This is a genomic window from Mesorhizobium intechi (assembly GCF_002879535.1).
GTDB lineage: Bacteria > Pseudomonadota > Alphaproteobacteria > Rhizobiales > Rhizobiaceae > Mesorhizobium > Mesorhizobium intechi.
In genome coordinates, this window is sequence record NZ_PNOT02000156.1 from 38,288 (window position 1) to 49,182 (window position 10,895).

Genomic DNA, 10,895 nt, shown 5'->3' on the forward strand with positions numbered 1-10,895 from the left:
TGGGCGGCGATCGGGACCGCCGCCGATCGGCAATCGGCCGGAGATTTTCCCCTAGGTATTGACGGCACACGGGGCTAGCATGGCGTCATTGGGGGGGTGCGATGGCAGAAGTCTCGATACGCCGTGCGGACTTCATGATGGTCCTGGCCTATGCCTCGGACCTCGCCACAGGCCATTCCCGCGACTTCGCGCTGAAATCCTGCGTGCTTGCAATGCGGATCGCCGAGCTTGCGGGCGTTTCCGATGAGGTTCGGCGCAACGCCTACCATCAGTCGATGCTGCGCTATGTCGGCTGCAATGCCGACACGGACCTTCTGTCGGCCACCTTCGGCGACGAAATCGCCCTGCGCCAGGATCTCGTCGGCCTCGACATGGGCAATCGTGCGGAGCTGGGCAGGGTCTTCGTACAGGCGTTCAAGCGGTTCTACTACGATCTCCAACCTGATGCGCAGGCCAGGGCGGTCGAGGCTGCGATGTCGCAGGCGCTCGCCGTGGCCCGCCCGGTGCTCACGGCGCATTGCGAGGTCGCGCAGCGGATCGGCGAGCGGCTTGGCCTGTCCGAAGAGATCCGCTGCAATCTCGGGCAGATCTACGAACGCTGGGACGGCAAGGGCCTGCCGCGCGGGCTGAGTGGCGAGGATGTCCTGCCCGCCGTGCGCCTGATCACATTGGCGCAGGATGCGATTGCGCTCAGCGATGCCGTAGGCATCGACGGGATGGCCGAGACCGTCGCCAGCCGAGGCGATGGTCCGTACGAAGCGGGTCTGGCCCGGCTCGTCTCGGCCAATGCGGCGGTCCTGATGGAGGGCATCGGCGCGACGGTCGACCGCGAGACCATCCTGGCGCTCGAGCCGGATCCGCCGGTGACGCTGGATGAGGGGGCTTGCGATGAGGCGTTCCTGGCCATAGCCGACATGATCGACATGCGCATGCCGTTTACGCAGGGCCATTCGAGGATGGTCTCGGAACTGGCCACGGGTGCGGGCAAACGGATCGGGCTGCCCGACCCTGACGTGCGCGCGCTGCGCTGGTCGGGCTGCATCCACGACATTGGCGAACTGGTGGTGCCGGTGGCGACCTGGATGCGCAACGGTCCGCTGTCGGTGCGCGAACGCGACGCGGCACAGCTGCACGCCTATTACGGCGAGCGGGCGCTGGCCTCGTTCGGTCGCGAGGGCGAGGCGATGGCCGCCCTCGTGCTTCGCCATCATGAGCGCCTCGACGGCTCCGGCTATCACCGCAAGGTCGGCGGCTCAGACCTTTCGCCGGCGGCAAGGATCCTGGCCGCTGCCGAAGCCTTCCAGACGTCGCGAGAGGAACGTCCGCACCGCAAGGCGCTGTCCAGCGAGGCGGCGGCCGCCCAGCTGCGCGCTGCCGTTCGTGACGGCTGCATCTGTCCGGACGCCGCAGAGGCCGTCTTGTCCTTCGCCGGGCAGCCATCGCGGCGGGCCGTGCCGCGCGCGCTGGCCGGAATGACGCCGCGCGAGATCGAGGTGTTGCGCCTGATCGCCGCGGGACTTACGGCCAAGGAAGTGGCGCGAAAGCTCGACATCTCGCCCAAGACCGCTGACCACCATATCCAGAGCGTCTATTCCAAGATCGGCGTGACCACCCGTGCCGCGGCCGCGCTCTACGCGGTCGAGCACGGCCTTGTCCGCCCAGGCGAGATGCAGGCATAGGGAATCCACCCCATGCGCGCCCGATCCGGGGCGCGCATCCTGATCCTGTCGACGGTTCAATGGTGGCCGCGACCGACAGGAGGAAATCAGATGCTGCTCGCAACGACCAAAGTGGCCGATATCGACCACTTCATCCGTATCTTTTCGACCAAGGGCGCCGACAAGCGCCGGCTGCACGGCTCGAACGGCGCAACCGTCTTCCGCGACCCCAGCGAGCCCGACCGCGTCTGGGCGATCTTCGACTGGGACGCCGAGGGCTGGAAGAATTTCGTGTCCGACCCGGAGGTGCCAGCGATCCTGCAGGAAGCCGGCCATGTCGGCAAGCCGCAGGCGGCACTGCTGCTCGGCCATTACGAGGCCTGAGTCCCGCGCCGAGCGCCGCCTGCCGCCGGCCGGCGGCGCGCGCCGACAATCGCCAGAGGACCAAACCCCAGATTTGGAGAAATCAAAATGGATCCGAAACCCATCAAGATCGGCCTTATCGCCGAACTCACCGGCCCATTGTCTTTCATGGGCGTCGCAAATGCGAACCTCACCACCATGCTCGTCGACGATATCAACGCCAATGGCGGCCTCCTCGGCCGGCCGGTGGAACTCGTCATCGAGGATGGCGAGACCACGGACAGCGTTGCCAAGGCGAAGGCTGCGAAACTGGTCGACGTCGACAAGGTCGACGTGGTCGTCGGCGGCATCTACAGTTCGACCCGCCTGGCCATCAAGAGCGAGGCGGTCACCCGTGGCAGGACGCTCTACATCTATACAGAGCAGTATGAGGGACAGGAAAACGATCCCCTTATCTTCTGCACCGGGCCCGTACCCGCCCAGCAGGTCGAGCCGCTGATACCATGGCTCATGAACAGCACCGGCGCGAAGCGGTTCTATTTGCCGTCGGCCGATTACATCTGGCCCCATTTGCTGAACAAGGCGGCGAGCCGGGCGGTGCGCGCCAATGGCGGCGAGATCGTCGGCGAGGAGTATTTTCCGCTGGACACCGTCGATTTCCGCCGGACGGTGCAACAGATCATGGCAAGCGGCACCGACGTGGTCTTCAACACCATCGTCCCGCCGGGCCTGACGCCATTCCTCGAGGAGCTGCACAAGGCCGGTTTCGGCAAACGCGGCGGCAAGATCGTCTGCACCTACTTCGACGAGAACTTCTTCAATCTGGTGCCGTCCGATCAGATTGAAGGCCTCTACAGCTGCCTCGACTACTACCAGGAACTCGACGAGCCGTTCGGTCGTGCGCTGTTGCGCCGCTATGGTGAACGCTTCCCGGGTGGGGCTACACTGACCGCGGGCAGCGGATGCACCGGGCACTACCGGGCGATCAAGATGTGGGAAGCGGCGGTGAAGGAAGCGGGCAGTGCCGAGCGGGATCCCGTCATCCGAGCGCTCGATCACGCTCGCATCGACGAGGGACCGGGTGGCCCGGCCGAAATGGTCCCCGGCCAGCACCATGTTCGCATGAACATGTACATCGCGCAGGCGCAGGGTGGTCGGTTCCGGGTTGTCAAGAATTTGGGTTCGATCGATCCCAAAGAGCGCGCGCTTGGCGACGAACTCCAGCTAAGCAAAGCGGGGTAACCGGAGGCGCCGGAATCCGACGGTCCGCTTCCGGCGCCAACCCGGTGTTTGACAGCGATTGGCTTGTCACACAGTGGCGGGCCTTGCCCGCTGCTCGCGGCTCATGACCGCTGGCCGTACCGGAGCAGCGTAAAGCAATCGCTGTTGCCCGACTTCGCCTGCGTCAGAAAGGGTTTCGACCGATCGAGCCACTCCTGATGCGACCTGGCATCGGCCTCGATCGCATTGACCGGGGCGGCGCCGACGAAGCCGCGCCCCTGGCTGAACAGCCAGCAGGCGCGGGCCAGATGCTGCCTGGCGCGCTGGCGCAGCAGATCGGCATCGTAGAAGATGTCGAGCACCTCCCGCTTGACCCGGCGCTCCTTTTCCGGGTCGGCGACCACTGCCTCTGGCGGATCGCCGCCGATCGTGTCCCGTAGGTCCTTGTAGTCGAGCGCGAGCTGGGTGGTGGCGTATTTGATCTCGCTCTCGTCGCGCACGATGTCGAACCAAAGCCTGGAATCGAGGTCGTTGACGACGAAGGAGGATTCGAAATCGCGCGACAAGTTCAGCACCTCGAAGTCCGCGAGATCGACGTCGCGCTCGACAAGCAGGATCCTGGCCGCCTGTTTGCCGAGCTCTGTCCCATGGACGCTGACGGCGGTGTTCTTGCCGCCGAGTTGGGGGCTCAGATAGGGCCCGCCTTCATCGAGCAACTCGTCGAATTCTTCCAGCGACTGCATGACCGGCGCGCCCCGGGCAATGCGCGCGGCGAGCTTGGCGAGAACCTGCTGCAGCTCGGTCTCGCGTCGGCGCTGGTCCTGATAGTTCTGCTGGAAGAAGAAGATGAACAGCGACACGCCGATGCCGATCAGGATCACGCCCAGCTGTGAAAAGATGTTGCGGTAATATTCGAGCAGCTTTTCGCGATGGCGCACGTCGTTGCGCACGCTGTGGGCAACGCGAAGATTGACGATCAGCGACAGGATGAGCAACCCGGTGCCGACCAGGATGAGGCCGCCGATGAGGAGGTAGCCATGGCCCGTGCTGAAATCCATCCGCTTATCCCAAGACCCGACGCAGAATACCGCTATTTTGCTTCAATACCTACGGTTTCGTCGGGGTCGATGGCGGCGAGATACCCATGCTGGACACGGACGATGGCCGCGTCCCTACAGGTCGGCATCGGTGAAGGTGCATGCGGCCCAATCGGGGAAAACGCGCAGGCGGCGAGAGCTGGCGGTTCCGCCGATAGAGCGCCGACAGCGGCGTCGGCGAGGGCGGCGGCCATGGCCGGGCCAACGAAGTATTCGTCATCCCGGAAGCCTATCGCGCCAAGGAGTAGGGCCAGCCTTGGTCGACACCCGTGATATGACGACTGGTCGCCGAGGATACCAAACGTCCACTCTGTGCACGGGGTCTTTCAAGGCATGTCAGTTCCCTGAAAATCGATGCCCGCTTTTCCGGGCATGCATCAGGCCCGAGACAGGTGGACAGTCCCGCGCTGTTCACCTGTCCCGGGCATCCGCCTCTCCTGATTTTTCAGGATACCAGGCTCAGCGACCGCGCTTCGGCGTCATCCGACCGTTCGGCTTTCCCTGCGGTTCGATATCGCTTGGGCGCGGTGCCGGTAGCGCGCTTGAAGGCATTGCTGAAGGCGCTTTCCGAGGTATAGCCAAGGGAGCGCGCAAGCACCGCCACCGGGGTATCTTCCTCGCGCAAGGCGCGCTCGGCCAGATGCATGCGCCATTGCGTCAGGTAGGTCAGCGGCGCGACCCCGGCGGTCTGCCTGAAATGGGCGGCAAAACTGGTGCGCGACATGGCGGCGGCCCTGGCGAGTTCCTCCAGATGCCAGTCGCGGCTGGGGTCGCCATGCATCAGCCGCAGCGCCGGTGCCAGGCGCGGGTCGGCGAGCGCGCGCAGCCAGCCGGCGGGCATCAGGCTCGATGTCTGCAGATGCGCCCGCAACACCTGGATAAACAGCAATTGAGCGAGCTGCGCCGAGGCAAGGCTGGCGCCCGGCTGACCATCCGCCTGCTCGTGCACCAGCTGCTCGAGGATCCAGCGTAGGACCGTCGCTTGCGGCGACGAGGCGTGGATGTGTATCCATGGCGGCAAGACGTCGGCCAGCAGCCGCCCGCTCGCCTGGTCGAGCAGCACGTGGCCGCCAATATGCGTGAAATCCTTGCCGTCGCCGAGTTGGGCGATCCTGCAACCGGAGAACACCGCCATGGCGTCGAGCGGCGGCACGCACAGGTCGCTGGCGAGGATGAAGGCGCGCCGCGATGCCAAAAGCAGCACGTCTCCCGTTTGCGCATGCACCGGCTCGTCCTCGCCCTCGAGGCGGATCCAGCAACTGCCCTTCACCACGGCGAAGAATTTGATTTTTTCGGGCGCCGGAAAGCGCAGCGCCCATGGCCCGCCGGCGGTGAAGCCGCCTGTTACCATGGTTTGCGCGCTGGTGAATTTAAGGATGTCGGAGAAGGGATCGCCGGTCATTTTCGTACTTTCGCGCAACTTATGCGGATTTTCAAGCATTCACAATCCGAACTGCTCAGCCTAGCTGATGACCAACGAACATCAGGAGACTGACATGAACGACGAACTGGTGCTGGTGACCGGGGGCTCAGGCTTCATTGCATCGCACTGCATGCTGAAGCTGCTCGACGCCGGTTATCGCCTGCGCACGACGGTGCGTTCGCTCGAGCGCGAAGCCGAGGTGCGCGCGATGCTCAGGGAAGGTGGCGCCGAGCCCGGCGATCGGCTGTCCTTCGTCGCCGCCGACCTCACTGCGGACGTCGGCTGGGCGGACGCGGTCGCCGGCTGCGCCTATGTCATGCATGGCGCATCGCCGACGCCGTCCGGCAGCCAGACGCGCGAGGAGGATTGGGTGAGGCCCGCCGTCGACGGCGTGCTGCGGGTGCTCAAGGCCGCGCGCGAGGCCGGCGTAAAACGCGTGGTGCTGACTTCGGCCATCGGCGCTGTCGCCATGGGTCATGCGCCGCAGACACGACCGTTCAACGAGACCGACTGGTCCGATCTCAGCGGTGCCGTCGCGCCTTACCAGAGATCGAAGACGCTGTCGGAGCGCGCCGCCTGGGATTTCATCGCTCGCGAGGGCGGCGGCCTCGAACTCTCCGTCGTCAATCCGGTCGCCGTGCTCGGCCCGGTGCTCGCCGCCGACTTCTCGCATTCGATCGGGCTGATCAAGCGGCTGATGGACGGCATGCCCGGTTGTCCCCGCGTCAACTCAGGCTATGTCGACGTGCGCGACCTGGCCGACCTGCACCTGCTGGCGATGACCAGCCATGCGGCCAAGGGCGAGCGCTTCATCGGCATTTCGGGCCACAGCCTGTGGATGGCGGATGTTGCTAAAGTGCTGCGGCGCAGGATGGGCGCGGCGGCAGCCAAGGTGCCGACCAGGGAGATTCCCAATTGGGTGATCCGCCTGCTGGCGCTGCGTGGCGATCCGACGACGAGGATGCTGGCCAGGCATCTCGGCGTGATGATGGACGCCACCAGCGAAAAGGCGACACAACGGCTTGGCTGGACGCCGCGCCCGGCCGAGGAGGCGATCGTCGCCACGGCCGAGAGTTTGTTGCGGCTGGCCTTGGTTGGTTGGCCAAAAGCGTAGGCGGGTCTCTTCGCCCTCAATTCTTCCCGGGCATCCCGACCCAGTCAGCCGCGACCTCGGCAAACAGCCAGTCGCGGAACGCCTTGATCTTCTTCTGGCGCAGCGCGCCTTCCGGATAGACGAGGTAGTAGCTGGCCGCCGATTTCAGCGCGAGGTCGAAGGGCCGCACCAGCCGCCCCGCCGCAAGGTCGGCGGAGACCAGCGCGCTGCGGCCGAGCAGCACGCCTTCGCCATGCACGGCGGCCTCGACGGCGAAGGTGGCGGAATCGAAGCGCACGCCGCGCTTGGGGTCGATGCCGTCGACACCGGCCTTTTGCAGCCATGTCGCCCAGTCGATGCGAAAGGCGTCATGGATCAATTTGTGGTGCCTCAGGTCCCCGGGCCGGCGCAGCGGACGCTCGCCTTGCAGCAGTTCCGGGCTGCAGACCGGGAAGACCTCCTCGTCGGCGAGAAATTCCGCCGTCACGCCGGCATAGCCGCCCTTGCCGTAGCGGATGGCGATGTCGATGCCGTCGCTGACGAAATCGGCCAGCATGCCCGAGGTCGCCAGCCGCACGTCGATATCGGCATTCGCGCGGTGGAAGCGATGCAGCCTCGGCACCAGCCAGCGGCCGGCGAAGCCGTCCGACGTCGAGACGTTCAGGATGCGCGTCGAGCGGTCGGGCGTGGCGGCGATGGTGGCGGCAGCAATCTGGTCGAGCGCCTTGCCGACCTCGAGCGCATAGGCCGCGCCCACGGCGGTCAGGCGCACGGATCGCGTTCCCCGATCGAACAGCTGTATACCCAGCCGGTCCTCGATGTTGCGGACGGCGCGGCTGACCGCGCCATGGGTGACGTTGAGCTCGTCGGCCGCCTTGGAGAAACTCAGATGCCGTGCGGCGGCGTCGAAAGCGGGCAGGGCGGTGAGGGGCGGCAATCTGCGCGGCATGATCTCGACCTGTGAGCGCTACTCACAAATCTTGCACAAAGAGTCGTTTGTCGTCCAGTCCGGAAATGCTCAATATCATGGCGTACCGCGCATCGACATCAACCCTTCGGGTTCCCCTGATGCGTTGAAAGGCCAATGAAACGTGTGAGCGATCGTCATGCTTGCCCGACGGGCGGCATCGGCACGTTCGCGCCCTGACGACGATAGGAGAAGACAATGACCTTGACCTTTGGAGCCATCGGCGCCGCGATGAGCGGCCTTGCCATGCGCGGCACGGCGGCATTCGAGCGCCGCCGCGTGCTGCACCGGATTTCCCGGTTTTCCGACCGCCGCCTGCAGGACATCGGCCTGGAGCGCGACTGGGACGGTTCGATCCCCAGCAATGGAATTCTGGGCAACGGGAGGGGACAATGACCGCCACCCTGATCATCGGCGCGACGGGCCTGCTGGGCAGCGAAATGGCCAAGGCGAGCGCGCGCAATGGCGACAGCTTGCATGTCCTGGTTCGGGCAGCCACTTCAGGCAATGAAGAGCGGATGCGGCCGCTCAGGGAATTGGGCGCCACGGTGCATGTCGGCGATCTCGACGATTATGACAGCCTTGTGCGCGCCGTCGGCAAGGTCGACCGCGTCATCAGTTCGGTGCATGTCGGTTCGGCCAGCGAGACGACGCTAGTTCGCGCCGTCAGGGATGTCGGCGTCTCCCGCTTCGTGCCGTCCGCCGGCTTCGGCCTTGACTTTGCCGCTGCCGCACCCGGCACGATCGCACCGCTCGACATCAAGAGGACCGTGTTCGATGCGGTGAGGGAGGCAGATCTGCCCTATACGGTGATCTACACCAACGGCTTCTTCTCCACCTGGGTGGCGACGCTGGGCGACCTGACACGCTTCGGTTCGACACCCCTGCCTCCCGACGAGGTGACGCTCTATGGCGACGGCACCGTGCCGGCGACCTTCGTCAGCGAGAAGGACATCGCCGCCATCACCATGCGCGCGCTGGAGGACCCCAACGCCGTCCGCCGCGAAATCCGCATCGCGCGGAACAGGATCACGCAAGGCCAGATGATCGATCTGTGGCGTCGGATCAGCGGCCGCTCGCCGCGCGTCGTGAATATGAGCGCGGAGGAGCTGGAGGCGCTGATCGCGGCAGTCCCCGGCCTCGGCTTGCTGAGGGCGTTCTGGATCCGTGGCGAGACCGCGCACGAGACGGACACGCCGGAGGCGGGTGTGCTCTATCCGGAGCTGAGGTTCGAGACGGTCGAAAGTGCTTTCGTGGCCATGGCGGCGAGGGGTAAGCTGGCTGGGTAAAGGCTCGCTGAACGGCAGGGGCCGGCGCCATACGGCGCTCCCCTGGCTTGCCGGCCGTTCGCCGTTCGCAAAGCTGAGCAATCGGCTTTCCGAACGGTTTGCGGATCACTCCTCAACCCCACAAGGGGGAGGTCGGATGGCGCGACAGCCTTCGCCAATCTCCGAAGCTATAAGAAGGTATGAGAGAAGAGCCGGCGGCGAAGCTGCCAATCTCCCCGCTCGCGGGGGAGATGGCCGGCAAGCCAGAGGGCCGGCGCCGCAGGGCGCGGCATTGGCTCCGCGACGATGGTTGACCGCGCCGCCGATCCGGCAGATAGGTCCGCGCGACCACTGCGAGACCCGCGATGACCGACCTTAAAGATGCAGCCCGCGCCCCCGACTGGCAGGACGATGTCCGCCAGGGCGTGCGCCATGTGCGCGACCTTGATCGCCTGCCGCTGTCGCCGGCCGAGCGCGCAGCCGCTCAAGCTGCCGCCGCGCTGCACAAGGTGCGTGCGCCAAAAGCCTATCTCGACCTGATCGACTGGAACGACCCGGCCGATCCGATCCGCGCGCAGGTCATCCCTTCGCCGGACGAACTGGGGGAGACGGAAGGCGAGCTTGGCGATCCGATCGCCGACCATGCGTTCAGCCCGGTGCCGCGATTGACGCATCGCCATGCCGATCGGGTGCTGCTGTTTCCGACCTATCAGTGCGCGGTCTATTGCCGGTTCTGCTTCCGCAAGGAATCGCTGACGTCGATCGGCCGCGGCTATACGCGCGAGGCGCTGGAGCCAGCGCTGGCCTATATCGCCGATCATCCCGAGATCCGCGAAGTGATCCTGACCGGCGGCGACCCGCTGTCGCTGCCCGACAAGGCCCTGGCCGAAATCTTCGCGCGCATCGAGGCCATCCCGCATGTGCGGCTCCTGCGCATCCACACGCGGGTGCCGGTGGCGCTGCCGTCGCGCATCACATCCGAGCTGGTCGCTGCCCTGCAGGGCCGGCTGATGGTCACCGTCGTCACGCATTTCAACCACGCGCGGGAGATCACGCCCGCGACCGAGGTGGCATGCCGCACCATGCGGCAGGCGGGCTTCGTGCTGCTCAACCAGAGCGTTTTGCTCAAGGGCGTCAACGACACGGTCGAAGTGCTGGAGGAGCTGTGCCGCGAGCTGATGTACCGGCTCGGGGTAAAACCCTATTACCTGCACCATGGCGACTTGGCGCGCGGCATGGCGCACCGGCGCACCACGATCGCGCAGGGCCAGGCGCTGGTCGAAGCGCTGAGGGCGCGCCTGTCGGGCATCTGCAACCCTGTCTACGTGCTCGACCTGCCGGAAGGCGGCGGCAAGGTGCCGCTCGGGCCATGTCCCATCGAGGACCGCAATGAGCACACCTGGCGCATACGCGGCCAGGACGGCGCGGTGAGGACCTATCGGGAGATTGTGGGCGAATAGACCGCGCTATTCGCCGACAAACGCCAACACGACCACGCGCGGGGCGACGCAGTAGGCGAGGCTGACCTTGCGGCCGGTCTTGGTCGTCGCGCGGCCTGCACCGAGGTCCACGGCGATATCCTCGTAGCCCAGCACCTCGCGATCGAGCGGATAGGCTGCCTTGTAGACCGCCTCCTTGGCGGCAAACAGGATGCGGCCGGCAAGCCGCCGGTCCGCCGCGCCGGCCCGATCCGCGCCGATTGCAACGATCGCGAAAATGTTGTCCGGCAAGGGCTCGGCGGGCTCGACGTCAATGCCAACAGAGATGATGCCGCCGACAGGCGCAACCGCCGCCACGGCCATCTC

At 65.8% G+C, this 10,895-nt stretch carries 11 protein-coding genes; 7 read left to right on the plus strand and 4 right to left on the minus strand.

The window, feature by feature from the left end; translation table 11 throughout:
• The first annotated feature begins 101 nt into the window (after positions 1–101).
• From C1D09_RS13250 to C1D09_RS13260, 3 genes are all read left to right on the plus strand, one after another.
• Positions 102–1,679, plus strand: a complete 1,578-nt coding sequence (locus C1D09_RS13250) for an HD domain-containing phosphohydrolase (RefSeq protein ID WP_143974747.1) — start codon at positions 102–104, stop codon at positions 1,677–1,679.
• A gap of 90 nt (positions 1,680–1,769) precedes the next feature.
• The gene (locus C1D09_RS13255) at positions 1,770–2,042 is read left to right on the plus strand and encodes a hypothetical protein (RefSeq protein WP_010910579.1); all 273 of its coding nucleotides are present in this window, start codon (positions 1,770–1,772) and stop codon (positions 2,040–2,042) included.
• An 87-nt stretch (positions 2,043–2,129) separates the two neighbouring features.
• Entirely contained in the window at positions 2,130–3,263 is a 1,134-nt protein-coding gene (locus C1D09_RS13260) for a substrate-binding protein (RefSeq protein WP_143974748.1), read from the plus strand.
• Between the two features lie 101 nt (positions 3,264–3,364).
• Here the strand turns inward: C1D09_RS13260 and C1D09_RS13265 are convergent, their stop codons facing one another.
• Both C1D09_RS13265 and C1D09_RS13275 read right to left on the minus strand, forming a co-directional pair.
• Positions 3,365–4,300 (minus strand): hypothetical protein, encoded by a 936-nt coding sequence (locus C1D09_RS13265; RefSeq protein ID WP_143974749.1) that lies wholly within the window; start codon positions 4,298–4,300, stop codon positions 3,365–3,367.
• Positions 4,301–4,784: 484 nt separating this feature from the next.
• Positions 4,785–5,780, minus strand: a complete 996-nt coding sequence (locus C1D09_RS13275) for an AraC family transcriptional regulator (protein ID WP_425463416.1) — start codon at positions 5,778–5,780, stop codon at positions 4,785–4,787.
• A gap of 55 nt (positions 5,781–5,835) precedes the next feature.
• Here C1D09_RS13275 and C1D09_RS13280 point away from each other — a divergent pair, with 55 nt between their 5' ends.
• A complete protein-coding gene (locus C1D09_RS13280) occupies positions 5,836–6,876 on the plus strand; it encodes an SDR family oxidoreductase (protein WP_246135734.1) in 1,041 nt (346 codons plus the stop codon).
• A gap of 16 nt (positions 6,877–6,892) precedes the next feature.
• Here the strand turns inward: C1D09_RS13280 and C1D09_RS13285 are convergent, their stop codons facing one another.
• Complete coding sequence (locus C1D09_RS13285; protein ID WP_143974752.1) at positions 6,893–7,804, minus strand: transcriptional regulator GcvA; 912 nt, start codon at positions 7,802–7,804, stop codon at positions 6,893–6,895.
• A 216-nt stretch (positions 7,805–8,020) separates the two neighbouring features.
• Here C1D09_RS13285 and C1D09_RS13290 point away from each other — a divergent pair, with 216 nt between their 5' ends.
• The 3 genes from C1D09_RS13290 to C1D09_RS13300 all read left to right on the plus strand — a co-directional run bounded on the left by C1D09_RS13290 (position 8,021) and on the right by C1D09_RS13300 (position 10,550).
• On the plus strand, positions 8,021–8,218 hold the full coding sequence (locus C1D09_RS13290) for a DUF1127 domain-containing protein (RefSeq protein WP_143974753.1): 198 nt from the start codon (positions 8,021–8,023) through the stop codon (positions 8,216–8,218).
• A complete protein-coding gene (locus C1D09_RS13295; RefSeq protein WP_143974754.1) occupies positions 8,215–9,111 on the plus strand; it encodes an NmrA family NAD(P)-binding protein in 897 nt (298 codons plus the stop codon). The genes C1D09_RS13290 and C1D09_RS13295 overlap by 4 nt, the downstream gene beginning before the upstream one ends.
• A gap of 344 nt (positions 9,112–9,455) precedes the next feature.
• Positions 9,456–10,550 (plus strand): KamA family radical SAM protein, encoded by a 1,095-nt coding sequence (locus C1D09_RS13300; protein ID WP_143974755.1) that lies wholly within the window; start codon positions 9,456–9,458, stop codon positions 10,548–10,550.
• 6 nt (positions 10,551–10,556) lie between these two features.
• Here C1D09_RS13300 and C1D09_RS13305 read toward each other — a convergent pair.
• Positions 10,557–10,895, minus strand: a 339-nt coding sequence (locus tag C1D09_RS13305; protein ID WP_143974756.1) for a 4'-phosphopantetheinyl transferase superfamily protein, incomplete at its 5' end; no start/stop codon positions are given.